This window comes from Actinomadura rubrobrunea NBRC 15275, from assembly GCF_001552235.1.
GTDB lineage: Bacteria > Actinomycetota > Actinomycetes > Streptosporangiales > Streptosporangiaceae > Spirillospora > Spirillospora viridilutea.
In genome coordinates this window covers 1-24,990 of sequence record NZ_BCQU01000023.1, presented here as the reverse complement: position 1 = coordinate 24,990, position 24,990 = coordinate 1, and the positions used below count along the sequence as shown (strand labels likewise).

Here is a 24,990-nt window from a genome sequence, read left to right as displayed (position 1 = left end):
CCGTTCGGGGGTGGCGCGGGTCACAGTTTGTGCCCAAACATCCTCCCTAACCGGGGGGCGGTGCGTGACGGCCCGGGGACCGAGGAGGATGTGCATGGCGGCAGTGGAGTTCCGGGCGGCTCGCGACTTCTTGCTCGCCCATCGCGACGACTACGCGACGGCGTACGAGAAGTTTCGCTGGCCGGTCCTGACCGGGTTCAACTGGGCGCTCGACTGGTTCGACGCGATCGCCGAGGGCAACGACCGGCCGGCGCTGTGGATCGTCGAGGAGGACGGCTCCGAGGCCAAGTACTCGTTCGCCGACCTGTCCCGGCGGTCCAACCAGGTCGCCAACCGGCTGCGCGCGGCCGGGGTGCGGCGCGGCGACCGGATCATCCTCATGCTCGGCAACCAGGTGGAGCTGTGGGAGACGCTGCTGGCCGCGATGAAGCTCGGCGCGGTGATCATCCCGGCGACGCCGCTGCTCGGCCCCGCCGACCTGCGCGACCGGCTCGTCCGCGGCAAGGCCAAGCACGTCGTGGTGCGCTCGTCCGACACCGGCAAGTTCGACGGCATCGAGGGCGACTACACACGCATCGCGGTCGGCGAGCACGTGGACGGGTGGCTGCCGTACGACGTCGCCTACAAGGCCGAGGAGACGTTCACCCCGTACGGCACGACGCGGGCGACCGACACGCTGCTGCTCTACTTCACCTCCGGGACGACCGCCAAGCCCAAGCTGGTGGAGCACACGCACGCCTCGTACCCGGTCGGGCACCTGTCGACGATGTACTGGATCGGGCTGCGGCCCGGCGACGTCCACCTCAACATCTCCTCGCCGGGCTGGGCCAAGCACGCCTGGAGCAACGTGTTCGCGCCGTGGAACGCCGAGGCGTGCGTGTTCATCTTCAACTACACGCGGTTCGACGCGGATCGGCTGCTGCGCGAGATGGACCGCTGCGGCGTGACGAGCTTCTGCGCCCCGCCCACGGTGTGGCGCATGCTGATCCAGGCCGACCTGACCAAGCTGCGCACGCCGCCGCGCGAGGTGGTGGCGGCGGGCGAGCCGCTCAACCCCGAGGTGATCGAACGGGTCCGCGAGGCGTGGGGCGTGACGATCCGGGACGGCTTCGGGCAGACCGAGACGACCGTGCAGATCGCCAACACTCCCGGGCAGGAGGTGCGGCCGGGGTCGATGGGCCGCCCGGCGCCCGGCTACCGGGTCGCGCTGCTCGACCCGGTGACCGGGCAGCCCGCCGACGAGGGCGAGATCTGCCTCGACCTGGACGACCGGCCGCTCGGCCTGATGGTCGGCTACCACGGCGACGACGAGCGCACCGGCGAGGCCATGGCCGGGGGCTACTACCACACCGGCGACATCGGCACCCGGGACGCCGACGGCTACATCACCTACGTGGGCCGCGCCGACGACGTGTTCAAGGCGTCCGACTACAAGATCTCGCCGTTCGAGCTGGAGAGCGTGCTCATCGAGCACGAGGCGGTGGCCGAGGCCGCGGTCGTGCCGTCCCCCGACCCGGTGCGGCTGGCGGTGCCCAAGGCGTACGTGACGCTGGCGGCGGGCTGGGAGCCGACCGCCGAGACCGCGGCCGCGATCTTCGCGCACAGCCGGGCGCACCTGTCGCCGTACAAGCGGATCCGGCTGCTGGAGTTCACCGACGAGCTGCCCAAGACGATCTCCGGCAAGATCCGCCGGGTGCAGCTGCGCGCCGACGAGATCGACAAGCATCCCGACGCCGACGCCCGCCCGCAGGGCGAGTTCCGAGAGGAGGACCTGCGATGACGAATCCGGCCGGCGGGGGCGGGCTTCCCCCCACGGGCGACCGCGCCCAGCTGTCGTACGCGTCCGGCACGTCGGCCAAACCGCTGCTGGGCGACACGATCGGCGCCAACTTCGACAAGACGGTGGCGCGCTTCCCCGACCGCGACGCCCTCGTCGACCGTCCGAGCGGCCGCCGCTGGACGTACGAGCAGCTCGCCGCCGAGGTCGAGACGATCGCGCTCGGCCTGGACAGGCTCGGGGTGCGCAAGGGCGACCGGGTGGGCATCTGGGCGCCCAACTGCGCCGAGTGGGTGTTCGTCCAGTACGCCACCGCCAAGATCGGCGCGATCCTGGTGAACATCAACCCCGCCTACCGGGTGCACGAGCTGGAGTACGTGCTCAAGCAGGCGGGCATCCGCACGCTGATCGCCGCGCCCTCGTTCAAGACGTCCGACTACGCCGCGATGATCGAGCAGGCGCGGCCGGGCTGCCCGGACCTGCGGGACGTGCTGCTGCTCGGGAGCGACGCGTGGCATGAGCTGGTGGAGTCGGGACGCGCCGCCGACCCGGCCCGCCTGGCGGAGATCGCCGCCGGGCTCGGCGCGGACGACCCGATCAACATCCAGTACACGAGCGGGACGACGGGCTTCCCCAAGGGCGCGACGCTGTCGCACCACAACATCCTCAACAACGGCTTCTTCGTCGGCGAGCTGCTCGGCTACGACGAGGAGGACCGCATCTGCGTGCCGGTGCCGTTCTACCACTGCTTCGGCATGGTGATGTGCAACCTGGCGGCCACCAGCCACGGCGCGTGCATCGTCATCCCCGCGCCGTCGTTCGAGCCGCGCGCCACGCTGGAGGCGGTCGCGGCCGAGCGCTGCACCTCCCTGTACGGGGTGCCGACGATGTTCATCGCCGAGCTGAACGAGCCGTCGTTCGCCGAGCACGACCTGTCGTCGCTGCGCACCGGGATCATGGCCGGGTCGCCCTGCCCGGTCGAGGTGATGAAGCAGGTCATCGACCGGATGGGGATGGCCGAGGTGGCGATCTGCTACGGCATGACCGAGACCTCGCCCGTCTCCACCCAGACCCGCGCCGACGACTCGCTGGACCGGCGCGTCTCCACGGTCGGCACCGTCCACCCGCACCTGGAGATCAAGATCATCGACCCGGAGACGGGGGTGACGGTGCCGCGCGGCACGCCCGGCGAGCTGTGCACCCGCGGCTACTCGGTGATGCTCGGCTACTGGAACGACCCGGAGCAGACCGCCGAGGCCATCGACGCCGCCCGCTGGATGCACACCGGCGACCTGGCGGTGATGGACGCCGACGGGTACGTCAACATCACCGGCCGCATCAAGGACATGGTGATCCGGGGCGGGGAGAACATCTACCCGCGCGAGGTGGAGGAGTTCCTCTACACCCATCCCGACATCGTGGACGCGCAGGTCATCGGAGTGCCGGACGAAAAGTACGGCGAGGAGCTGATGGCCTGGGTGCGGCTGCGCCCCGGGGCCGAGCCGCTCACCGCCGAGAAGCTGCGCGAGTTCTGCAAGGGCAAGCTGGCGCACTTCAAGATCCCCCGGTACGTGCACATCGTGGACGAGTTCCCGATGACGGTCACCGGCAAGGTCCGCAAGGTGCAGATGCGGGAGGAGGCCATCGAGATCCTCGGCCTGCAGGACGTGGCGGCCGCGAAACACGCCTGACCTCTGGCGCCGCGGTGGAGGTCGGGGCATCCTGACGGACATGGGAGACGACGCGGGCGCGTTCCGCAGCTCCGTCCTGACGCTGCACCGGGTGACGGGGCTGCCGGTGGTGTTCGGCGGCGCGCTGAGCGGCCCCGGGCGGCTGCGCATCAGCGAGCTGGTCGGCAACACCACCGACTCCCTGTCCGGGCTGGTCGTGCGGGAGGGCTTCGGGCTCGGCGGCAAGGCGATGGCGATGGGCCGTCCGGTGTGGGTGAGCGACTATCCGCACGCCTCGTCCATCACCCACGACTACGACAAGCCGGTGCGCAACGAGGGCCTGCTGACGGTCATGGCGATCCCGGTCGTGGTGCGGCGGCGGGTGCGCGGCGTGCTGTACGGGGCGCTGCGCGAGCCGCTCGGCCTGGCCGACCGGGTCGTCGAGTCCGCCGTGCAGACCGCCCGCGACCTGGAGCAGGACCTGGCGGTGCGGGACGCGGCCGACGAGGCGCTGGCGCGCGTCCAGCGCGAGGCGGCCCGCGACGAGCCGCGGACCGCGGCCCGCTGGGAGGAGGTCCGCGCCGTGCACGCCGAGCTGCGCGGGCTGGCCGACCGGATCGAGGACCCGGCGCTGCGGGACCGGCTGCTGGCGGCGTCCACCCGGTTGGCGGCCGCGGGCACCGACGCGCGCCCGTCCGGCGGTCCGCCGCGTCCGGCGCTGTCGCCGCGGGAGCTGGACGTGCTGTCGTACGTGGCGATCGGCTGCACCAACGCCGAGACGGCGCGGCGCCTCGGGCTGCTGCCCGAGACCGTCAAGAGCTATCTGCGGTCGGCCATGCGCAAGCTGGACGCCCACACGCGCATGGAGGCGGTCAGCGCGGCCCGCCGCGCGGGTCTGCTCCCCTGACCCGCGCGGTGCGCGCGGCGGGCTGGCGGCGGACGCGCGGCGGTTCGGCGCCGCGCCCGCGCCGGAGCGACCGGCCCGGCGAGGTGCTGCGGGGTGACGGCGTCCGCGGTGACCGAACAGCTCGGCCCCCGCGGCGTGCTGCCGGTCGCGGTCGCCAAGCCCGCGCCGGGCCTCGATCGCTCGGCGGCGGCCTCCGGTGTCCCGGGTGTCGCCGCCGGTCATACGCCGACGAAGGTAACACCTTCACGAACACCTGTGTTCGCAACGCGGATATTGCTCGTTGTGCGCCGTTCTCCCGCGTTGGTAATTTTCCTCCCGTGGACTCCCTGGGCTACGAATCACTACCTCGGGGACGTCATCACCTGACCCGCGAACAGGTCGCCGCCTCCCAGCGCGAGCGGCTGCTGCAGAGCGTCATCGAGGTGGTCGGGGAGAAGGGGTACGCCGCCAGCACCGTCGCCGATGTGCTCAAACGCGCCCACGTGTCCCGCGAGACGTTCTACCGTCACTTCGCCGACAAGCGGGCGTGCTTCCTGGCCGCCTATGCCGCCGCCGCCGAACGGATGGTCGCCGTCGTCACCGCGGCGGCGGGGTCGGAGGACCTGCCGCCGCTGCAGCGTTTGGACCGCGCCATCGGGGCCTATCTGCGCGAACTGGCCGCGGACGGGGCGCGGGCCCGCACGTTCCTGGTGGAGGTCTACGCGCTGGGCGCGTCCTCGGCCGCGGCGCGCTTCGCGGTGCAGCAGCGGTTCGCCGAGCTGATGCACTCGGTGATGGCGGCCGACGAGCGCTGGCGCCGGCTGCCCGATCCGCAGTTCGCCGGCCGGATGATCGTCGGCGGAGTGGCCGCGCTGGTCACCGGGAAGGTCGCCGCGGGTGAGCACGCCTCCCTGCCGAGTCTGCGCGCGCCGATCCTGACGCACGTCCGCAGCCTGCTCGGCGCGTGACCTTCGGGCGGGGGCGCCGGCCCCCGATTCCGGCGCACATCCGTACCCGGCCGCGTGGAGCTAGACGAAGACGCTCAGGGCGGCGGCCGCGGCGAAGCCGACGACGGACAGGATCGTCTCCAGCACGGTCCAGGTCTTCAGGGTGTCCCGGACGGACATGTTGAAGTAGCGGGAGACGATCCAGAAGCCGCCGTCGTTGACGTGCGAGGCGATGATCGAGCCCGCGGAGATCGCGATGACGATCAGCGCCAGGTGGGCCTGGCTGTGGTGCTCGCCCTGCAGCAGCGGCGCGACGATGCCGCCGGTGGTGACGATCGCGACGGTCGCCGACCCCTGCGCCAGCCGCAGCCCGCAGCTGATCAGGTAGGCCAGCACGATCACCGGCAGGCCCGCGTCCGACAGCGTTCCGGCCAGGGCCTTGCCGACGCCGGTGGCGGAGATGACCGCGCCGAAGAACGCGCCCGCGCCGACGACGAGCAGGATCATGCCGACCGGGCGCAGCGACCGGGTGGCCAGCTCCGACAGCTCGGCGGCCGGGATGCCGCGGCGCACGCCGAGCAGCCACATGGCCAGCAGCACGGCGAGGGTGAGCGCGACCGCCGGGTTGCCGAGGAAGGTCAGCGTGGGCAGCGCCGGGCTGTCCTTCCACCAGACGGCGCCGAACGTGGCGAGCAGGATCAGCACCAGGGGCGCCGCGATGACGAGCAGGACCGCGGTGAGGGGCGGCTCGGGGCGGGCGGCGTCGCGGCCCTCCTCCTCGCCGACCACGTAGTCCTCGGGCACGGTGACGTGCACGCGCTTGCCGATCCACGCGCCCCACGCGACGCCCGCGACGAGGAACGCCGGGACGCCGCAGACCGCGCCCATGACGATGATCCAGCCGAGGGAGACGTCGAGCAGCCCGGCCGCGGCCACCGGGCCGGGGTGCGGGGGCAGGAACGCGTGCGTCATCGACAGTCCGGCCAGCAGCGGGAGCGCGTACAGCACCAGCGACCGGCCGCCGCGCCGCGCGGTGATGTAGACCAGCGGAGCAAGGACAAATATCCCGATATCGAAGAAAACGGGCACCCCTAGGACCAGGCCGGCCAGGCCCATGGCGAGGGGCGCGCCGCGTTCGCCGAAGACGCGCAGCAGGCGGCGGGTGAGCACGTCGGCGCCGCCGGAGCGTTCCAGGATCGCGCCGAGGATGGTGCCGAGCCCGATGATCGGCGCGATGTGCCCGAGGATGCCGCCGAAGCCGGTCTCCAGCAGCGACTCCTTGGAGCTGAGCGCGGTGCCGACGATCTGCTCGACGCTCAGGCCCGCGGCCAGCGCCAGCGCCAGCCCGGACACCAGCAGCGAGATGAACGGCTCCAACCGCACCTTGATGATCAGGAACAGGAGCAGGGCGATCGCCGCCGCGCAGAGCAGCAGCAGGCCGCCGGTGTCGTGATGCAGCCAATCGATCATGTCGATCCTTCGGGGGGTGCGCCGCGGCCCGTGCGGGCGGGCCGCGGCCTGGGGGTGAGGGGCGGGAGGCGGTCAGCGGGGGTCAGCGGGTCGAACCGTCGGGGGCGCGGCGCAGGGATCGTCCGGGCAGGGAGCCGGTGTGGGCGCCGTCGTCGATGACCGCGACGCCGCCGACGAAGACGTACGGGATGCCCTCGGGGCGCTGCCGGGGCTCGTCGAACGTGGCGGTGTCGCGGACGGTGTCGGGGTCGAACAGGACGAGGTCGGCGTGGAAGCCGGGGCGCACCAGGCCGCGGTCGGCGAGCTTGAGGCGGCGTGCGGCGCGTCCGGTCAGGTGCGCCACGCACTCCTCCAGCGACAGCACGCCCAGCTCGCGCACGTACCGGCCCAGGTAGCGGGGGAAGGTGCCCCACGCGCGCGGGTGCGGCTTGGCCGCGCCGCCGGCCGCCGCCAGGGGCAGCAGGCCGTCGCTGCCGCCGGTGTGCGCGGGATGCCGCATGATCGTCTGGACGTTGTCCTCGTGCCCGACGTGCTGCAGGATCGTCGTGCCCAGCTCGTCGGCGACGAGCAGGTCGGCGAACACCTCGAACGGGGACCGTCCGGACGCGGCGGCCAGCGCGGCGACCGTCCGGCCGACCGCCGACGGGTCGCGCGAGCCGGAGATCTCGATGGTGTCCCATTCGACGGGGACGCCGTGGCAGCCGTCCGAGCCCTCGACCTCCAGGACGCGCCGGATGCGCTCGCGGGTCGGCGCGTCGGCGAGCCGGGCGAGGATCGCGGCGGGCCCGCCCTCGGACGCCCAGCTCGGCAGCAGCGCGGCGAGCGTGGTCGACCCGGGCAGGTAGGGGTAGGTGTCGAGGGTGATGTCGCAGCCGCCGGCGATGGCGTCGTCCAGCAGGCGCAGCAGCTCGGGGGCGCGGCCGGCGTTGACGCCGAAGTTCATGGTGGCGTGCGCCAGGTGCAGCGGGCAGCCGGACCGCCGCGACACCTCCACCATCTGCGCGTACGCCTCCAGCGCCCCGGCGCCGTACGAGCGGTGGTGCGGGGCGTAGAACCCGCCGAACGACGCCACGACCCGGCACAGTTCGACCAGCTCGTCGTCGCCCGCGTACATGCCGGGCGCGTACGTCAGCCCGCTCGACATGCCGACCGCGCCTTCGCGCATGGCGGTGGCGACGAGTTCGCGCTGCCGGTCGAGTTCGGCCTCGGTGGGCGGCCGGTCGTCCCATCCCATGGCGAGCATGCGGACCGTTCCCTGCGGGACGAGGTAGCAGGCGTTGACGGCGATGCCCTCGTCCAGCCGGTCGAGGTATTCGCCGACGCTCCGCCAGTTCCAGTCGAAGCCGTCGGGGTCGCCGTTCCAGCCCGCGACGGCCTGCCGGATCGCCGGGAGGGTGGTGTCGTCGACGGGCGCGTACGACAGGCCGTCCTGGCCGAGCACCTCCGTCGTGACGCCCTGGCTCACCTTGGCCGTGTGGTCGCGTTCGACCAGGACGTGCAGGTCGGAGTGGGAGTGCATGTCGATGAAGCCGGGCGCGAGCACCAGGCCGGACGCGTCGATCTCCCGGCGGGCGCCGCGCGGCAGGCGGTCGTCCACGGCCTCGACGCGGCCGCCGGCGACGGCGACGTCGGCGACCCGGCCGGGCGCGCCGGTGCCGTCGACCACGGTGGCGCCGCGGATCAGCAGGTCGGTCATCAGAACCACGTCCTGATCAGGTCGACCACGGCGGGGTTGTCGGCGTCCGCGTCGTCCACGACGGGGATGAGCGTCCACTTGTCCAGCGCCGTGCAGGGGTGCGACAACCCGAGCCGCACCACGTCGCCCACCTGGACGTCGGCGTCGCGGAGGAACGCGTGCTGGTCGTTGAGCGCGGTCACCCGGGCGTTCCGCACCGGCGCCGCGCCTTCGCCTCGGACGAGCTGCGGTTCGGGAAGGCCCTGGTCGAAGGGCAGGTCGCGCCGTCCGGCGTCCAGCAGCGCCAGGCCCGGCTCCGGTCGCGACACCACGCGGGCCCACGCGTGCATCGCCGACCGCAGCCGCTCGCCGTGGGCGCCGCGGACGAACGGCGAGATGGACCGGTAGAAGCCGTCGTCGTGGACGATGTACGCGCCCGACCGCAGCACGACCTGCCCGTCGAGCCCGGCGAGCACGTCCACCACCTGGTCGAAGAACGCGCTGCCGCCCGCCGTGACGACCGGGTCGTCCACCTCGTACGCGAGGCGCCCGTGCAGGGCCGCCATGCGGCGCAGGTACGCGTCGACGGCGGCGCGTCCCTCGTCGGACGCGTCGTGGGCGAGCGCGCCCTCGTAGCCGGCGACGCCCGCGAGCCGCAGGGTCGGCGCCTTGCGGACGGCCTCGGCGACGGCGACCGCCTCCTCGTCGTCGCGCACGCCCGTGCGGCCGCCCGGCCCGCCCAGCTCGACGCACACGTCCACGGGGCGGGACGCGTCCGCCGCGCGCAGCGCCTCGTCCATCAGCTCCACCGACCGGGCGTCGTCCACCCACGACAGGAAGCGGAACTCGGTGTCGCGTTCCAGTTCCCGCGCCAGCCAGGCCAGGCCGGCCGGGTCGAGCAGCGTGTTGGCCAGCAGCAGGGTCCGCACCCCGAACGCGCGGCCGACGCGCAGCTGGGGAAGGTTGGCCAGGGTGATGCCCCACGCCCCGGCCTCGAGCTGGCGGCGCCACAGGGCGGGCGCCATGGTCGTCTTGCCGTGCGGGGCGAGGTGCACGCCCGCGTCCCGCGTCCAGGACGCCATCAGGCGGACGTTGTGGTCGAGGGCCCCGGCGTCCAGCGTCAGCAGCGGCGTGCCGAGGTCGTCGAGCGTCGGCCGCGTCCGCAGGTACTCCTCGACGGTCGTGCCGTCGGCCGCGGCCGGGATCGCCTTGAACCGCCAGTCGAGCCGCTCGTTCCCGAGCGCGTCGACGGCCCGGTCGTCGATTGCCATTCCCACGCTGACCTCCTTCATTGCATATAGCGCAACATCGATTGCACAATATGCTGCTGCGGTTGTAGCATCCTGCCGCGACACGGGTCAATGGAGAGGGCGATGAGCCAGAGCCTGGGACGGGCGCTGCGGATCCTGATCGAGCTGGGCGAGGGCCCGCGCGGGCTCGACGAGCTGGCCGCCACCGTCGGGGTGCACAAGACGACCGTCCTGCGACTGCTGCGCACGCTGGAGGAGGAGCGGTTCGTCTACCGCGACGGCGACCACCGCTTCCACCTGGGCCGGCGCATGTTCGCGCTGTCGGCCGCCGCGCTGGAGCAGCGCGAGATCCGCGGCGTGGCGGCCCCGCACCTGGCCCGGTTGAACGAGGTCACCGGGCAGACCGTCCACCTGGGCGTGTACGAGGGCGGCGAGGTCGTCTACCTGGACAAGTACGACTCGCGCCACGCCATCCGCATGTACTCGCGGATCGGGCTGCGCATGCCGCTGCACGCCACCGCCATCGCCAAGGTGCTGCTGGCGGACCTGCCCGACGGCCGCCGCGAACGCGTCGTCGGCGACATCGACTTCGTCCGGTACACGCCGAACACCATCACCGACCCGGACGCGCTGCTCGCCGAGCTGGCGCGCGTGGCCGAGCAGGGCTACGCCGTGGACGACGCCGAGCACGAGACGTTCATCCGCTGCGTCGCCGCGCCGATCCGCGACGTCACCGGGCGCGTGGTCGCCGCCGCGTCCATCTCGGTGCCGGACGTGGTGCTGCCCCGCGAGCAGGTCATGGACCTGCTGCCCGAGCTGCTCGCCACCACCCGCGCCATCTCCGCCGAATGCGGATACCGCGAGGACGCCCACCGCGACCCGGTCCGCCGGGCCCCCCGCGACGAGTCCCCCCGCGGCATGTCCTCCCGCGATGAAAGGACGACGACATGAGCGACAAGACCGAGGTACGCACCGACGGCGCTCCCGCCCCCGCCTGGGTGTTCTCCCAGGGCGTCCGCAAGGGCCCGCTGCTGCAGGTCTCCGGGCAGGGGCCGCAGGACCCGGCCACCGGCGAGTACCTGTACCCGGGCGACGTGAAGGCGCAGACGCGGCGCGTGCTGGAGAACGTCAAGGCGGTCCTGGAGGCGGGCGGCGCGAGCGTCGAGGACGTGCTGATGTTCCGCGTCTACCTGACCAAGCGCGAGGACTTCGCCGCGATGAACGAGGCGTACGGCGAGTTCGTCAAGGAGAACTGCCCCGGCGGCGTCCTGCCCTGCCGCACGACCGTCTTCGTGGACCTGCCGCACGAGTCGATGCTCGTGGAGATCGACGCCCTCGCCTGCGTCGCTTAGCCGCGGCCGCGGCGCCCGGGACGGCGGGCCGATCTCGGGCGCCGCGCTCATGAGCCTCCCCCGTCCGCGCGCCCCCGCGCACTGGTCTCCTCGGTGTCGCCGTGAGGTGAGACGTTTGTGATCCGATTAGACCAGCGTGACCGATGGGGTCCCGGATAACGTGGACCTTGTGGGGCAAATCCAACTCAACATGACGTCTCGGCGTAAGGCACTGTGGCTGTTGGGCGCGGCCGGTCTGGCGGTTCTCAGCGCCGACGGCGTCCGACACGGTTCACCTCGGAAGGGGGCCCCACCGTCCGGGCAGGCCGCACAGGGGCAGCCGGTCGTGCACGCCACGCCCACGCCCACGCCGACTCCTCGCCCGGCCGCCTGGACGCAGAGCAAGCTGACCGCGGTCAACACCCCGATCCGGGAGCTGACCGACCTGTCCCCGGCGCCCCCGCCGAACACCATCGCGCTCACCATCGACGACGGCCCGCACCCCGAATGGACGCCGCAGGTCCTCGACCTGCTCGCCGAGCACCAGGTGACCGCGACGTTCTTCATCATCGGCACGCAGGTCAAGGAGTATCCGCGCCTCGCCCGCCGCATCGCCGACGCCGGCCACCAGGTGTGCAACCACACCCAGACGCATCCGCTGTCGATGACCGCCCTGTCCGCCAAGCGGCTGCGCAAGGAGATCGTGGAGGCGCACGACCGCATCGCCCAGGTCACCGGCGTCGTGCCGACGTTCTTCCGCTCCCCCGGCGGCGCCTGGTCCAAGCGCATCCTGGACATGGTCGCCGAGCACGACATGCTGCCGGTGGACTGGGCGGTCGACCCCCGCGACTGGACCCGTCCGGGCGTGGCCCGCATCCGCAAGGTGCTGGTCGGCTCCAAGGCGGGAAACATCATGCTGTGCCACGACGGCGGCGGCGACCGCTCGCAGACCGTCAAGGCCCTGCGCAAGGCCATCCCCGAGCTGAAGGCGCGCGGGCTGTCCTTCGTCGCCCTCTGACCGGTCCGGCGCGGGGCGCGCCGCGGTGCCGGGGGCGTCCCGCCGGCCCGTTCGGACCGTAAATTTTTCCCGGCAGAACGGGGCAAGGCGCAGTTTCGGGCTGTCGTCGTCCGCAGATCGTGCACTATCTTGCAGGCGAGATCAGCCCTGTGGGGGGCCGCCATGACCGCGATCCTCGTTCTGCTGTGCCTGGCGATCGCCGGCCGGGAGCTGTACCTGGCGTTCGAACGCCGGCGCCCCGTCTGCGCGCCCGAACTCGACGACATCCGCACCCAGGTGGCGGCGCTCAAGGACACCCGCGACGCGCTGGACCGCCTGCGCTCGGAGCAGCGCGCGGAAGTGCAGCGCCTCACCGAGGGGCACGCCGCCCACGACCATGCGCTGCAGCGGACGGACGCGCGCATCCGCTCGATCCTCACGCAGATCAACGAGCGCATGCTCCCGGAGGTCACCGCCCGCCTGACCGAGCAGCGCGAAGCCGTCGACCGGCTGTCCGACGAGGTCGCCCGCCTGCGCGGCCACCTGGCGGCCCGGCTCGACCAGGCGGTCGCCGCGTCCCTGGGCGCCGACCCGGTCGACACCGTCGCGGGCACCCTCACCGCCACCGGAACCGCTTCCCGCGCCGACCTCGCCAAGGTCTACGAGCACTTCGCCGAGACCCTGGGCCTGGACATCGAACTGGAGACCCCGCTCAAGGACGGCACCCGCTACTACCTCTGCGGACGCAGTCCCCGCGACTTGGAACGCGAGTTCTTCGACCTCCTTCACGTTCTCGGCGCCGACGCGCCGCCGGCCCCCGCGGCCGCTCCGCCCCAGGACGGCGGACCGCACGTCTTCGCGGCCGCCCTGTCCGCCCAGGCACCGGCGCAGTCCCACTCGGTGGACGGCGACGCTCCCGCGAACGCGCTTCAGGAGCACTCCCAGCAGGCGCCCGCCGACTCCGCCGCCGCTCTGAACTCCGCTTCCCCGGACACGACCGCACAGCCCGCCTCCTCGGTGGTGGGGGCGGCGAAGGAGCTGCTGGCGTGCCTGGGCTCGTTCGAGACCGGGTGCGCGCAGTTGGGGCCGCTGGTGGTCGTCCGGACGCAGGACGACATCACCTGCGGCGTCTTGGCGCTGGCGCAGTTGCGCAGGGGCGACGTCGTCGACGTGCTGCACGACCCGGTCGCCGCGGCGGCACGTCTGCGGGACCTGCCTCCGGGACGCTTCCGCCGCCTGCCGATCACCTGACGACTTCGGTCCGCCCCGCGGACGGTCCGGCGCGTCGCCGGGGTCAGCGGTGCGGCGTCCAGGGGAAGGCGGGCGGGCGGCGCTCCAGGAAGGCGGCCACGCCTTCGTCCGCCTCGCCGGACGCGGCGGCTTCGGCCTGCCAGGCGCGGGCCGTCTCGTCCGCCGGCCGTCCCGCGGCGGCCGCTTCGATGATCTCCTTGGCGGCGAACTGGGTCAGGAGCGAACGGGACGCGAGGGTGCGCGCGAAGTCCGCCACCCGGGCGTGCACGTCGTCCGCCACGACCTCGTCCACGAGGCCGACGCGCAGGGCGTGGGCGGCGTCGATGAGCTCCGCCGAGTACACCAGGTACTTGGCGGCGGACGGGCCGACGAGGCGGACGAGACGGACCGTGGCCGACGCCGGGTAGACCAGGCCGAGCCGGGCCGGGGTGACGCCGAAGCGGGCGGAGGAGGCGGCGAACCGCAGGTCGCAGGCCGCGGCGAGCTGGCAGCCGCCGCCGACGCAGACGCCCTCGATCGCGGCGACCGTGGGTTTGGGGAACGCGGCCAGCGCCGTCTCGGCCACCGTGGAGGGGTGCCCGCGGTGGCGGTCGTCGGTCAGCTCGGAGATGTCGGCGCCCGCGCAGAAGTCGCCGCCCGCGCCGGTCACCACGACCACGCGCACGGCGGGGTCGGCGGCCAGCCCGTCCAGCAGCCGCGGCAGCTCCAGCCACATCGCACGCGTCATGGCGTTGCGCTTGTGCGGCCGGTCGATGGTGATCGTGGCGACGCCCGACGCGGCGTCGACGGCGAGGCGCAGTCCCATCCGTCCCCTTCCGTGTGGCCTCGGGCAATCGTACGGACCGGAAGATCCGGGCTTCGGCCCGCCCGCCTTTCCGCTCGGCCGCGGCCGCGGTCGAATACCGCGCCGCGTGGAGGGAATACCGGAGCGGTCCCGTGTGCTTTAATGAATGAGCGCCTGTGTTGATGTCCGATTGAGTCGGCCGCTCTGGGTGATCCCTTGCGGCAGTGGCGTTTCCTTCTTCGCGTGGGCCATCTGAGCGCCCGGTGTTCATGTTCAGCGGCTCGATCCCGCAGGGTCGAATCTTCCTCCCCCTCCCGTACGTAGAACCGAGTCGACGGGAGCCGTCTCCGGAGTGCCGCGGCCTTCCCGCGCACTCCCAGAAGGGATCTTCATGCCCTCCACCGCGACCATCACGACGGAGCGCACGTCCGTCGCCGAAACCCGGCCCGCCCGTACGAGGAGGCGGACGGCGAGGCGGAACCGTGCGCCCCAGACGACCGAGACCTGCGACCAGCCGGCAGTCCCCTTCGAGGGAGTGCTGGACGTGCGCGACAAGCACGCGTTCGTCAGGACGAGCGGTTACACGCCCGGCCCCGACGACGTCTACGTCCAGCTGGCGCAGGTCACGGCCCACCACCTGCGTCCCGGCGACATCGTGGCCGGGACCGCGCGACCGCCCCGGCAGGGGCGCGACAAGCACCCGGCCCTGGTCGAGGTGCACAGCGTCAACGGCGCGCCCGTCGAGGAGGCGGCGCGGCGGCCCGCGTTCGCCGAGCTGACGCCGCTGTTCCCGAACGAGCGGCTGCGGCTGGACACCGGCGCCGTCGCGACCCGCGTCATCGACCTGGTCGCGCCGATCGACAAGGGGCAGCGCGGCCTCATCGTGGCGCCGCCCCGGGTCGGCAAGACGATGATCCTGCAGGCGATCGCCGACGCGGTCGCCCGCAACAACCCCGAGTGCCACCTCATGGTGCTGCTCATCGACGAGCGGCCGGAGGAGGTCACCGACATGCAGCGGTCGATCCGCGGCGAGGTGCTGCACTCCACGTTCGACAAGCCCGCCGAGCAGCACGTCGCCCTGGCCGAGCTGGCCGTCGAACGGGCCAAGCGGCTCGTCGAGCAGGGCCGGGACGTGGTCGTCATGCTCGACTCCATCACGCGGCTCGGCCGCGCCTACAACCAGCTCGCCCCGTCCAACGGGCGCATCCTCGCGGGCGGCGTCGCGACGAGCGCCCTGTACCCGCCCAAGAAGTTCTTCGGGGCCGCGCGCAACATCGAGAACGGCGGCTCCCTGACCATCCTGGCCACCGCGCTGGTCGAGACCGGCTCCCGCATGGACGACGTGTTCTTCGAGGAGTACAAGGGCACCGGCAACATGGAGCTCAAGCTCGACCGGGGCCTGGCCGACAAGCGCGTGTTCCCCGCCGTGGACGTGGAGGCGTCCGGCACGCGGCGCGAGGAGCTGCTGATGTCGCCCGAGGAGCTGGAGCTGTCCTGGCGGCTGCGCCGGGCCCTGCAGGGGCTCGACCGGCAGCAGGCCGTCGAGGTGCTCTTGGAGAGGATGAAGGGCACCTCGTCCAACGCGGAGTTCCTGCTGCGCATGCGGCAGTCCGAAGCCGCCGCCTGAGCATCGGCCGCGCGGCGTTCACTCCTTGTGGAAGGTTCCCAGGATCGTCTCGAAGAGCTTCCGGCTCGCCGTCCACTGCGAGCCGGGGGCGAAGAAGGACAGTTCGAAACCGGCCACTCGGGTGCGCAGCATCCGCATCGCGACCTCGTCCGTCCAGGTGAACTCCCATTGCGCGGCGTCGCGGGCGACGCCGGGCGCCGCTTCCAGGCGGATCCTCTGATAGCCGGGGTATTCGGCCGCCGCCACGGCCTGGCGTTCCGCGGCGCGCAGGCCGCTCAGCGGATCTCCGGAAACGGGTGCGACGGTCAGGCCGCGCCTTGTGCGCGGGTCGGTCCATTGGACGAGCTCCCCGTGCCGCCGGCGCTTCCAGTCGTCGGGGACCGCGAGGCTGTATCCGCCGCTTTCGTGGTAGCGGACGGTGTGCGCCGGCGTGGTGACGGCGGCGTACTCCTGGGCGGACTGCGCGGCGGCGTCGTGTCCGGCCATCGCGACGGCGGTGTCGGTCTCGTGCGCCGCATGCCATCTGGCCGTCACCGTTCCCAGCGCGACCATCGCGACGGCGCACGCCGTCACCAGCCCTACACGGGGACGGGCGCCCATGCCGAGCAGCAGCGCGGCGCTGCGCGCCGACAGCGCGCCCCGCAGGGCCGTCCACAGTTGTTTTCCCACACGCAGCGGCATCAAGTTCCTTTCCTGGTTGCGCGCGCAGCGCAGCAGCCAGGCCGTTTCGGCCGGAGAGAGCCGTTCCTCCGGGTTCTGGCGCAGCAGTCCCTCGATGACGGGCGTGAGGGGACCGGCGCGCCTGGGCGGCTCGTACTCGCCCAGCAGCACCGCCACCATGGACGCGAGCGCGTGGCAGCGCAGGAACGGCGAGTCGCCCTCCACCGCCGCGTACAGCGTCGCCCCCAGCGACCACATGTCGGAGGCCTCGGTGCCCCGCTCCCCGCGCACCCGCTCCGGCGACAGGTACGCGGGCGACCCTTGGATGCCCGCCACCAGCGTGTCGCCGTCCCGTCCCCCGTGCAGGTACACGGCCAGGCCGAAGTCGGCGAGCAGCACGCGGCCGTCGTCGCACAGCAGCACGTTGCTGGGCTTGACGTCGCAGTGCAGGATCCCGACGCTGTGCGCGGCGCGCAGCACCGACAGCACGGCCGATCCGATCTCGGCGGCGCGGCGCGGACTGAGCGGGCCGTCCTCGGCGATGACGCGGTGCAGCGACCGGGCCCGCAGGTACTCCATGATGATCCACGGCCGGCCGTCCTCGATGACGACGTCGTGCACCACGACCACCCCGGGATGCCGCAGCGCGGCCGTGGCGCGCGCCTCGTCGATGAGGCGGCGGCACAGCACCCGGCGCTCCCCGAGCGTCAGCCCTTCGGGCAGCCGCACCTCCTTGACGGCCACGTCCCGGTCGAGCATCTCGTCGTAGGCCCGCCACACCGTGCCCATGCCGCCCCGGCCCACCACCGAGAGCAGGTGATACCGCTGTGCGAGCGGAATCCACCGATCTCCCCCCATGGGGTGGTTATGCGCGCGAACCGCACCAAGGCATGCCCCCCGCGCCGGAAGGATTTTTTGACCGGTGTCCTACCCGGAGAACCTCCTCCATTGCCGTTATCATTGCCGTCCCCTGCAACGGCCGATTCCCTCAAAAGGGACATACAAGACGCCTTGCGCGCGGTCGCGGAATGGCTTCCGGAAACGCCTCGCGCGGGCGGCGACGGGTCACGAGGCGGTGCCGTCGATGACGCTTCTCGCCCAGGCGTAATCGGACTTGCCGACGGCGGTGCGCTTCACCTCGTCCACCAGGGTGAGACTGCGCGGCAGCTTGTAACCGGCCAGGCGCCCCCGGCAGTGCTCGTTCAGCTCCTCCAGCGTCGGCGACGCGCCCGGACGCGGCGCGACCACGGCCGCCACCCGCTGCCCGAACCGCTCGTCCGGCACGCCCACGACCACCGCGTCGTACACGTCGGGGTGGTCCTTGAGCGCGACCTCGACCTCCTCCGGGTACACCTTCTCCCCGCCGGTGTTGATGACGAGCGAACCGCGGCCGAGCAGCGTGATGGTGCCGTCCTCCTCCAGCACCGCGAAGTCGCCGGGCACCGACCAGCGCACGCCGTCGTCGTCGGTGAAGAACGTCTCGGCCGTCTTCTTCGGGTCGTTGTAGTAGCCGAGCGGGATGTGGCCGCTGCGCGCGAGCCTGCCGACCTCGCCGGGCTTGACGGGCCTCAGATCCGGGCCGAGGACGGTGATCTCCGGCTTCATCTGGAAACGGGCCGTGCCCTCCTTGGCGCCGACGGACGGCCCGCACGTGCCGGTCTCCGAGGCGCCGTAGTTGTCGAGGAACACCAGGTTCGGCAGGTGCGCGGTGAGCTCGCGCCGCGCCGTCTCGGTCAGCGGGGCGCCGCCGGACGCGACGGCGAACAGCGGCGACGTGTCGTACCGGCCCGTGGCGAGCTCGCGCGCGACCGGACGCGCCATCGCGTCGCCGACGAGCATCAGCACGTTCGCCTGTTCTTCGGCCAGCAGCCGCAGCGCCCGTCCCGGGTCGAACGCGCGGTCGGTGTAGAGCACGACCTTGGCGCCGCTGAACAGCCCCATCAACGCCACCCACTGCCCGGCGCCGTGCATGACGGGCGCGCAGTCCAGCACGGCCATGGGCGGCCGCTCGGCGCTCTCGACGATCTGCTCGGGGCTGCCGATGGGGTCGCCGAGGACGTTCCCGCCGCCGAGCGCGGCGAAGAAGATGTCCTCGCAGCGCCACTCGACGCCCTTCGGGTATCCGGTGGTCCCGCCGGTGTACATGATGTACCGGTCGTCGCTCGACCGTTCGGGGAACGGCGTCTCCGGCGCGTCCGCCAGCGCCTTCTCGTACTCGACGGCGCCGGGCACCTCGTCGTCGGAGCCGTCCTCCAGCACCACCACGTGCCTGAGGTCGGGCAGGTCGCCGCGGATCCGCTGGACCCGGGTCAGCAGCGACCGCTCCCCGATCAGCGCCACGGACCGGGAGTCGGCCAGGACGTGCCGCAGCTCGCCGGCGACGTACCGGTAGTTCACGGGGATGGGCACGGCCCGGATCTTGTAGGCGCCGAACATGCTCTCGATCCACTCGGCCCGGTTGTAGGCGAGGATCGCCACGTGCTCGCCGGGCCGCACCCCGGCCGACGCCAGATGCCGTCCGACGCGGGACGCCCGTTCGTCCAGTTCGCGATAGGTGTGGCGGACTGATCCCGCGACCAGGGCCGGGCGGTCCGGACCCGCCTGCGCCAGGAGTTCCAACAGATCGGCCAGGTTGTAGCTGCGCGCCATGGCACTACCTCGCGACTCGGGGGGTGGGCGAGCGCCGTCGCTCCCGTGCCCCTCGATCATCGTGCGCCGCGCCCGTCCGCTCAATACTTGCTGACACTTCGTCCAATGAGATGGATCACAGGCCGCGACATGTCCGATCCGTCACATCCGCCCTGGTGGCGGCGGGTGCCGACGCCGCACGAACTCCCAGGTCAACCGCCTTTGTGGGGTCTGCCACATCCGGCCAACCCGCTCGCCCTTACGCGGCTCTTATCTGGGCGACGGCATCCTTGACCGTAACGATTTGGCATCAGACCGGGGGTAGCGGTGAGCGCAGGCACGATGGCGTGGACGCCTCCGACATGGGAGGAGATCGTCAACGAGCACTCCACACGGGTGTTCCGGCTGGCGTACCGGCTGACCGGCAACCGGCACGACGCCGAGGACCTCACCCAGGACGTGTTCGTCCGCGTCTTCCGGTCGCTGTCCTCCTACAGCCCCGGCACGTTCGAGGGGTGGCTGCACCGCATCACCACCAACCTGTTCCTGGACCGGGCCCGCCGCAGGCAGCGCATCCGGTTCGACGCCCTCGGCGACGACGCGGCCGAACGCCTGCAAGGCCGCGAGCCCGGCCCCGCCCAGACCTACGACGAGCGCCACCTGGACGCCGACATCCAGAAGGCCCTGGACGAGCTGCCTCCCGAGTACCGGGCGGCCGTGGTGCTCTGCGACATCGAGGGCCTGACCTACGAGGAGATCGCCGCCACCCTGGGGGTGAAGCTCGGCACCGTCCGCAGCCGCATTCACCGCGGCCGCGCGCAGCTGCGCGCCGCCCTGGAGCACCGCCGCCCCGCCGACGCCGTCCCGGCCGCCAGCACCTCCTCCTGACCCTGAGGGTGTCAACAGCCCGCACTCCCCCAACGCCGCCCACCGCCCCAGATCCCCCGTTCCACCCGCCACCACGTCACGCGCGGACGCCAAGGAATCTCGCAATACGAGATATCGACGTCGTGCGGCCAGCACGCGCAAGCTTTGACACCCCCGAACGAGAACCCCGCACGGCGCCGCCAATCCCGCGCCACCCAAGCCGCACCGCCCGGGGAATTGCGTGAGCTTCGACAGGGCTCGGTCGAGGTCGCCCCGCGCGATGATTTCCCAGAGCATGCCGTCGTCACGGTGATCGCACCGCTCCATGGAGCGCTGGACGTCCGCGTCGGGCAGCCCGTCCGCAGGCGCGGTCCCGAGACTGCGAACGGGGCGGCGTGGGTTGGGCGGTGTGTGTGGAATTTCGGTCGTCCCTTCCGGCATCGTTTGACAGGCGCTTGAAGGCTCAACTAATGTCGGCCGGAGACAAGTCGTTGAAACTTCAAGCATTTGGAGATCGTCATGACGAGCATCGCCACCGTCGCGCCGGGGCTGACCGCGGGGACCTGGAACATCGACCCCGCCCACTCCGAGGTGACCTTCAGCATCCGGCACCTGATGACCAAGGTGCGCGGCAGCTTCACCGAGTTCTCCGGCAGCATCGAGATCGCGGAGGAGCTGGCCAAGTCCACCGCGACCGCCGAGATCAAGATGGCGTCGCTGGACACCCGCAACGCCGACCGGGACGCCCACGTGCGCTCGTCCGAGGTGCTGGACGTCGAGAACCACCCGACGATGACGTTCGCCACCACGGGCGTGCGGGCCGAGGGCGACGGCTACTTCGTCGACGGTGAGCTGACCATCCGGGGCATCACCCGGCCCGTCACCCTCGAGGTCGAGTTCCACGGCGTCGGCGAGGACCCGTGGGGCGGCATCCGCGCCGGGTTCTCCGCCACCACCACGATCAACCGCAAGGACTGGGGCATCGAGTTCAACGTGCCCCTCAAGGGCGAGGGCGCGCTGCTCGGCGACAAGGTCGACATCCAGCTGGAGGTGCAGGCCGTCCGCGCCTGAGCTCCGCTCACCCGGGGCCGTCCCCGGCCGCGCACGGCGGCCGTCGCGGGCGGCCCCGCGGCCGTTTCAGGCGGCCGTCGGGTTCACGCCTTGGTCATCTCCAGGGGCAGGGACAGGGCGAAGCGGGCGCCGCGGGGCCAGTCCTCGACGCGCAGCGAGCCGCCGTGCGCCTGGGCGATCTCCCGGGCGATCGCCAGGCCCAGGCCGGCGCCGCCGGCGTCGCGGCTGCGGGCGCTGTCCAGGCGGGTGAACCGCTCGAAGATCCGCTCCCGGTCGACGTCGGGGATGCCCTGCCCGTCGTCGGTGACGCGCAGCACCGCCTTGCTCCCCTCGCGGACCACCTCGACGTGCACGCGGGACGCGGCGTAGCGCTCGGCGTTGTCCAGCAGGTTGCCCAGCAGCCGCTCCAGCTGCACCCGCACCCCGCGCACCCGCACGTCCTCCCTCAGATCCGTGCTGATCTCGAGCCGGGACGGGGGGCGCCGGGCCAGCCCGGAGGAGGTCAGTTGGCCCAGGTCGATGCTCTCCTGCACCGCGCCGACGGTGCCGATGCGGGCGAGCAGCAGCAGGTCGGCGACGATCGACTGCAGCCGGTCCACGTCGCGCAGCGCCGAGCGGATCGCGGCGCGCAGGTCGGTGTCGTCGGGGTGCATCGCCGCGTCCTCGAGCTTGGCCCGCAGGCCGGCGATGGGGGTGCGCAGCTCGTGCGAGGCGTCGGAGGCGAACTGGCGCTGCCGCGCCACCGCCCGCTCCAGCCGTTCGAGCGTCTCGTTGGCGGTGCGGGCGAGCTCGGCGATCTCGTCCTCGGCCTCCGACTCCGGCACCCGGCGGCTCAGGTCGGTCGCGCTGATCTCGGCGAGCTGGGTGCGGATCTGCGCCACCGGGCGCAGGGTGCGGCCGACGACCCGCCAGGTGATCCAGGCGACCGCCGCGCTCAGCGCCAGCACGGCCGCGGTCAGCGCCGCCTCCAGCAGCCCGTTGACCAGGTAGCCGGGCAGCGGCCGGGCCGCGTACACCACCGCCGACTCGGGCGAGGTGTCGACCCGGATCGCCTCGATCGCCATGCAGCGCGGCAGCCGGGGGTCGTCCGGGCACTCCACCGAGTCGTGGACGCGCCGGTCGGGGGTCGGCCACGCGCGGCTCAGCGGCGGGTAGCGGGAGGCGGCCCGGGTGGCGTCCAGCACGCGGCCGCCGGGGCCCACCACCTGGACCAGCACCCGGCCGCCGGTGAAGTCCGGGATCGGGGTGCGCAGCGCCCCCTGGCGGACGGCGGCGCTGACGCGATGACCGGCGGTCTGGGTCTCGTCCAGCAGGTGGGACTTGGCGGAGGTGCGCACGGCCAGGTCGATGCCGACGGCGAGCGCGCCGAACACCAGCACGGCGAGCACCGCGGCCACGATCGTGTCGCGTACCCGAATCGACCTGGGCCGCAGCCGCATGGAGCTCCCCTTGATCACTGGACGGCCCGCCCGCCCGTCCGTGGACGCATCCCATTACAGAGTGTCACGTACCGCCGTATGCACGACACGCGCTCGATTCAACGTACCGCCAGTGCGGAGGGGAAAAGACCAGGCCAGCGGCCGACACCGGGGCGCCGCCCGACGCGGCGCCGGGACCCCGCGCCCGGGCGCCCCAGTGAGCACATGCACACCAAACAGCCTTAATCAGGTTCAAAGGGTTTCGTCCACGCCCATATCGGACATCCGCATGATGACACGCCGAGCGACATCTAGGGCGGACACACATGGGCAGGGACGTTGCAGCGGCCAAGATCAGCGGCGAGGACCGGCGCCGGTACCGGGAGAAGGTGCGGCGGTGCCTGGATGTGCTGGCGCGAATGCTGGGCGAGTCGCAGTTCGATTTCGAGCGCCCGCACATCGGAATGGAGATCGAACTGAATCTGATCGACGGCCGCGGCGATCCGCAGATGCGCAACGCCGACGTGCTGAAGGCGATCGCCGACCCGGCCTGGGCCACCGAGCTGGGCCAGTTCAACCTTGAGATCAACATTCCGCCGCGGATGCTGGGCGGCGCGAACACCGGGGAGCTGGAACAGGAGGTGCTCGGGCATCTGGAGCGCGCCGACGCGCGCGCCCGCGAGATCGGCGCCCAGCTGGTGATGATCGGCATCCTGCCGACGCTGCGCCGCTCGGACATCGGCGAGGAGTCGATGTCGGCCAACGACCGCTACAAGATGCTCAACGACCAGATCTTCGCCGCCCGCGGCGAGGAGATGCGCATCGACATCGACGGGCCCGAGCCGCTGGACATGCACGCCGACTGCATCCTGCCGGAGGCCGCCTGCACCAGCGTGCAGTTCCACCTGCAGGTCAGCCCGAACGAGTTCGGCGCCTACTGGAACGCGGCCCAGGCGATCGCCGGCCCGCAGGTGGCGCTGGCGGCCAACTCGCCGTTCCTGTTCGGGCACCGCCTGTGGGACGAGACCCGCATCACGCTGTTCGAGCAGGCCACCGACACCCGGCCGGAGGAGCTGAAGGCGCAGGGCGTGCGGCCGCGGGTGTGGTTCGGCGAACGCTGGATCACCTCGGTGTTCGACCTGTTCGAGGAGAACACCCGCTACTTCCCCGCGCTGCTGCCGCTGTGCGACGAGGAGGACCCGCTGGACGTGCTCGAGCGCGGCGGGATCCCGCAGCTCGGCGAGCTGATGCTGCACAACGGGACGGTGTACCGCTGGAACCGCCCCGTCTACGCCGTGGTCGACGGCAAGCCGCACCTGCGGGTGGAGAACCGGGTGCTGCCCGCGGGCCCCACGGTCGCGGACGTGATCGCCAACGGCGCGTTCTACTACGGGCTGGTGCGGATGCTGGCCGAGGACGAGCGCCCGGTCTGGACGCGCATGTCGTTCACGACGGCCGAGGAGAACCTGCACCGGGCCGCCCGGCGGGGCATGGACGCCCGCCTGTACTGGCCGGGAATGGGCGAGGTCCCGGTGGCCGACCTGGTGCTGCGCAGGCTGCTGCCGCTGGCATACGAGGGCCTGGACCGGTGGGGGGTCGACCCGGTCCGCCGCGACCGCCTGCTCGGCATCATCGAGCGGCGCTGCGCCACCGGCCGGACGGGGGCGCGCTGGCAGGTCGAGACGGTCCGCGCGCTGGAGGAGAGGGACGGCGCGCCGCGGCAGGAGGCGCTGCGGGAGATGGTCCGGCAGTACGTGGAGGGGATGCGTTCCAACGAGCCCGTGCACACCTGGCCCGTCGCCGCGTGACCCGCGCTCGTCGCGTGGTCCGCGCGGTCGGCGCGGTCGGCGGCGCGGTCGGGTCGTGAGGCGGGAGCGGACGGTCACGCGGCGCAGGCCCCTCTGACCCGCCGTCCGGGTGCCCGGGCGGCGGGTCACGAACGCCCGTCGGGCCGTCGCGCGTGCGCCTCGATCTCCGCCGGTCTCGGGACGGTCGGCGAGCGCGCCGGGCGGTTCGCACTGCGTCCGCCCCCCGGCGGCCAGGGGTCAGCGGCGGAAGGTGACGACCTCGGCCGCGTCGCCCACCGCCTCCTTGGCCGCCGGGATCACGGGGCCGCGCGACCCCTCCGACAGCAGCGCCCGCGCCCGCAGCACGATCTCCAGGTCGAACCGCAGGTCCGGGTCGAGGAGCTGGTCGCCGAACAGCTCCTCCAGCTGCCGCAGCCGGTAGCGCACCGTCTGCGGGTGGACGTGCAGCCGCATCGCGACCTCGTTGGCGTTGCGTCCCGACTGCAGCCAGGCCAGCAGCGTCTCGGCCAGCCGGTCCTGCTGGCTGGCGCGCAGGTGCGCCAGGGGCGCCAGGCGCATCCGCGCCAGCGAGGTGATCAGCTCCTCGTCCTGGAAGAGGATCAGGGTGGACATGTGGTCCACGCTGCGCACCACGCCGTCGGCCTCGATCACGCCGCGTTCCACCAGGCCGAGCGTCTTGCGGGCCCAGTGGAACGACCGCGCCGCCTCGGTGACCGGCACGGTGGGGCCGACCACGGCCAGGCAGCCGCTGAGCGCCCGGTCGATCAGCTTGGCGCGGCCCGGCCCGTCCGGGTCGGGGATGATCAGGCTGGGGGTGCGGCGCTCCAGGTCCACCAGGATGTCGGGCGGGAAGGCCGGCTGCCGGGCGTCGGC

At 72.5% G+C, this 24,990-nt stretch carries 19 protein-coding genes and 1 pseudogene; 12 read left to right on the top strand and 8 right to left on the bottom strand.

The genetic code is table 11. The features are described from left to right. Positions 1-94 precede the first annotated feature (94 nt). The 4 genes from AR3_RS09710 (at position 95) to AR3_RS09695 (ending at position 5,301) form a co-directional block, all read left to right on the top strand. Positions 95-1,780, top strand: a complete 1,686-nt coding sequence (locus AR3_RS09710) for an AMP-binding protein (RefSeq protein ID WP_067911800.1) — start codon at positions 95-97, stop codon at positions 1,778-1,780. Beyond that, positions 1,777-3,468 (top strand): AMP-binding protein, encoded by a 1,692-nt coding sequence (locus tag AR3_RS09705; RefSeq protein WP_067911797.1) that lies wholly within the window; start codon positions 1,777-1,779, stop codon positions 3,466-3,468. Before AR3_RS09710 ends, AR3_RS09705 begins: the two co-directional genes overlap by 4 nt. Before the next feature lie 40 nt (positions 3,469-3,508). Beyond that, complete coding sequence (locus tag AR3_RS09700; RefSeq protein ID WP_067911794.1) at positions 3,509-4,354, top strand: helix-turn-helix transcriptional regulator; 846 nt, start codon at positions 3,509-3,511, stop codon at positions 4,352-4,354. Between the two features lie 317 nt (positions 4,355-4,671). Continuing rightward, a complete protein-coding gene (locus AR3_RS09695; protein ID WP_067911792.1) occupies positions 4,672-5,301 on the top strand; it encodes a TetR/AcrR family transcriptional regulator in 630 nt (209 codons plus the stop codon). 60 nt (positions 5,302-5,361) lie between these two features. Here the strand turns inward: AR3_RS09695 and AR3_RS09690 are convergent, their stop codons facing one another. From AR3_RS09690 to AR3_RS09680, 3 genes are all read right to left on the bottom strand, one after another. Then, positions 5,362-6,750, bottom strand: a complete 1,389-nt coding sequence (locus AR3_RS09690) for a GntP family permease (RefSeq protein WP_067911789.1) — start codon at positions 6,748-6,750, stop codon at positions 5,362-5,364. Positions 6,751-6,832: 82 nt separating this feature from the next. After that, the gene (locus AR3_RS09685; protein ID WP_067911788.1) at positions 6,833-8,446 is read right to left on the bottom strand and encodes an N-acyl-D-amino-acid deacylase family protein; all 1,614 of its coding nucleotides are present in this window, start codon (positions 8,444-8,446) and stop codon (positions 6,833-6,835) included. Further along, complete coding sequence (locus AR3_RS09680; protein WP_067911944.1) at positions 8,446-9,696, bottom strand: alanine racemase; 1,251 nt, start codon at positions 9,694-9,696, stop codon at positions 8,446-8,448. The genes AR3_RS09685 and AR3_RS09680 overlap by 1 nt, the downstream gene beginning before the upstream one ends. A 102-nt stretch (positions 9,697-9,798) precedes the next feature. Here AR3_RS09680 and AR3_RS09675 point away from each other — a divergent pair, with 102 nt between their 5' ends. The 4 genes from AR3_RS09675 (at position 9,799) to AR3_RS09660 (ending at position 13,254) form a co-directional block, all read left to right on the top strand. After that, complete coding sequence (locus AR3_RS09675; RefSeq protein WP_083951212.1) at positions 9,799-10,626, top strand: IclR family transcriptional regulator; 828 nt, start codon at positions 9,799-9,801, stop codon at positions 10,624-10,626. Next, a complete protein-coding gene (locus tag AR3_RS09670) occupies positions 10,623-11,027 on the top strand; it encodes a RidA family protein (RefSeq protein ID WP_067911787.1) in 405 nt (134 codons plus the stop codon). Before AR3_RS09675 ends, AR3_RS09670 begins: the two co-directional genes overlap by 4 nt. Before the next feature lie 325 nt (positions 11,028-11,352). After that, positions 11,353-12,024 (top strand): polysaccharide deacetylase family protein, encoded by a 672-nt coding sequence (locus AR3_RS09665; RefSeq protein WP_227023113.1) that lies wholly within the window; start codon positions 11,353-11,355, stop codon positions 12,022-12,024. Positions 12,025-12,186: 162 nt separating this feature from the next. Continuing rightward, entirely contained in the window at positions 12,187-13,254 is a 1,068-nt protein-coding gene (locus AR3_RS09660; protein WP_067911785.1) for a coiled-coil domain-containing protein, read from the top strand. A gap of 43 nt (positions 13,255-13,297) precedes the next feature. Here AR3_RS09660 and AR3_RS09655 read toward each other — a convergent pair whose 3' ends face one another. After that, a complete protein-coding gene (locus AR3_RS09655) occupies positions 13,298-14,059 on the bottom strand; it encodes an enoyl-CoA hydratase/isomerase family protein (RefSeq protein WP_067911784.1) in 762 nt (253 codons plus the stop codon). Positions 14,060-14,480: 421 nt separating this feature from the next. On the opposite strand from AR3_RS09655, the pseudogene rho reads away from it, so the two are divergent. Continuing rightward, a pseudogene (gene rho, locus AR3_RS09650) lies at positions 14,481-15,665 on the top strand (transcription termination factor Rho); the annotation flags it as partial. Positions 15,666-15,683: 18 nt separating this feature from the next. On the opposite strand, the gene AR3_RS09645 reads toward rho, so the two are convergent. Together AR3_RS09645 and AR3_RS09640 are read right to left on the bottom strand one after the other, a co-directional pair. Next, the gene (locus AR3_RS09645; protein ID WP_083951210.1) at positions 15,684-17,183 is read right to left on the bottom strand and encodes a serine/threonine-protein kinase; all 1,500 of its coding nucleotides are present in this window, start codon (positions 17,181-17,183) and stop codon (positions 15,684-15,686) included. Between the two features lie 207 nt (positions 17,184-17,390). Then, positions 17,391-18,974, bottom strand: a complete 1,584-nt coding sequence (locus AR3_RS09640; protein WP_067911780.1) for an acyl-CoA synthetase — start codon at positions 18,972-18,974, stop codon at positions 17,391-17,393. Between the two features lie 306 nt (positions 18,975-19,280). On the opposite strand from AR3_RS09640, the gene sigE reads away from it, so the two are divergent. Both sigE and AR3_RS09630 read left to right on the top strand, forming a co-directional pair. Then, positions 19,281-19,841: an RNA polymerase sigma factor SigE gene (gene sigE / locus AR3_RS09635; protein ID WP_281179242.1), complete on the top strand. Its 561-nt coding sequence runs from the start codon at positions 19,281-19,283 to the stop codon at positions 19,839-19,841. A gap of 498 nt (positions 19,842-20,339) precedes the next feature. Next, on the top strand, positions 20,340-20,891 hold the full coding sequence (locus AR3_RS09630; protein ID WP_067911942.1) for a YceI family protein: 552 nt from the start codon (positions 20,340-20,342) through the stop codon (positions 20,889-20,891). 83 nt (positions 20,892-20,974) lie between these two features. Here AR3_RS09630 and AR3_RS09625 read toward each other — a convergent pair whose 3' ends face one another. Next, the gene (locus AR3_RS09625) at positions 20,975-22,330 is read right to left on the bottom strand and encodes a sensor histidine kinase (RefSeq protein ID WP_067911939.1); all 1,356 of its coding nucleotides are present in this window, start codon (positions 22,328-22,330) and stop codon (positions 20,975-20,977) included. Between the two features lie 305 nt (positions 22,331-22,635). Here AR3_RS09625 and AR3_RS09620 point away from each other — a divergent pair, with 305 nt between their 5' ends. Next, the gene (locus tag AR3_RS09620) at positions 22,636-24,117 is read left to right on the top strand and encodes a glutamate-cysteine ligase family protein (protein WP_067911776.1); all 1,482 of its coding nucleotides are present in this window, start codon (positions 22,636-22,638) and stop codon (positions 24,115-24,117) included. A 237-nt stretch (positions 24,118-24,354) separates the two neighbouring features. Here AR3_RS09620 and AR3_RS09615 read toward each other — a convergent pair. Continuing rightward, positions 24,355-24,990, bottom strand: a 636-nt coding sequence (locus AR3_RS09615; RefSeq protein WP_169803804.1) for a PucR family transcriptional regulator, incomplete at its 5' end; no start/stop codon positions are given.

Bases quoted from the DNA above. Each gene is read 5' to 3' on its own strand.
- AR3_RS09710 (WP_067911800.1), top strand. From the start codon at position 95: ATGGCGGCAGTGGAGTTCCGGGCGGCTCGCGACTTCTTGCTCGCCCAT.
- AR3_RS09705 (WP_067911797.1), top strand. From the start codon at position 1,777: ATGACGAATCCGGCCGGCGGGGGCGGGCTTCCCCCCACGGGCGACCGC.
- AR3_RS09700 (WP_067911794.1), top strand. From the start codon at position 3,509: ATGGGAGACGACGCGGGCGCGTTCCGCAGCTCCGTCCTGACGCTGCAC.
- AR3_RS09690 (WP_067911789.1), bottom strand. From the start codon at position 6,750: ATGATCGATTGGCTGCATCACGACACCGGCGGCCTGCTGCTGCTCTGC.
- AR3_RS09685 (WP_067911788.1), bottom strand. From the start codon at position 8,446: ATGACCGACCTGCTGATCCGCGGCGCCACCGTGGTCGACGGCACCGGC.
- AR3_RS09680 (WP_067911944.1), bottom strand. From the start codon at position 9,696: ATGGCAATCGACGACCGGGCCGTCGACGCGCTCGGGAACGAGCGGCTC.
- AR3_RS09675 (WP_083951212.1), top strand. From the start codon at position 9,799: ATGAGCCAGAGCCTGGGACGGGCGCTGCGGATCCTGATCGAGCTGGGC.
- AR3_RS09670 (WP_067911787.1), top strand. From the start codon at position 10,623: ATGAGCGACAAGACCGAGGTACGCACCGACGGCGCTCCCGCCCCCGCC.
- AR3_RS09660 (WP_067911785.1), top strand. From the start codon at position 12,187: ATGACCGCGATCCTCGTTCTGCTGTGCCTGGCGATCGCCGGCCGGGAG.
- AR3_RS09655 (WP_067911784.1), bottom strand. From the start codon at position 14,059: ATGGGACTGCGCCTCGCCGTCGACGCCGCGTCGGGCGTCGCCACGATC.
- AR3_RS09645 (WP_083951210.1), bottom strand. From the start codon at position 17,183: ATGGGGGGAGATCGGTGGATTCCGCTCGCACAGCGGTATCACCTGCTC.
- AR3_RS09640 (WP_067911780.1), bottom strand. From the start codon at position 18,974: ATGGCGCGCAGCTACAACCTGGCCGATCTGTTGGAACTCCTGGCGCAG.
- AR3_RS09630 (WP_067911942.1), top strand. From the start codon at position 20,340: ATGACGAGCATCGCCACCGTCGCGCCGGGGCTGACCGCGGGGACCTGG.
- AR3_RS09625 (WP_067911939.1), bottom strand. From the start codon at position 22,330: ATGCGGCTGCGGCCCAGGTCGATTCGGGTACGCGACACGATCGTGGCC.
- AR3_RS09620 (WP_067911776.1), top strand. From the start codon at position 22,636: ATGGGCAGGGACGTTGCAGCGGCCAAGATCAGCGGCGAGGACCGGCGC.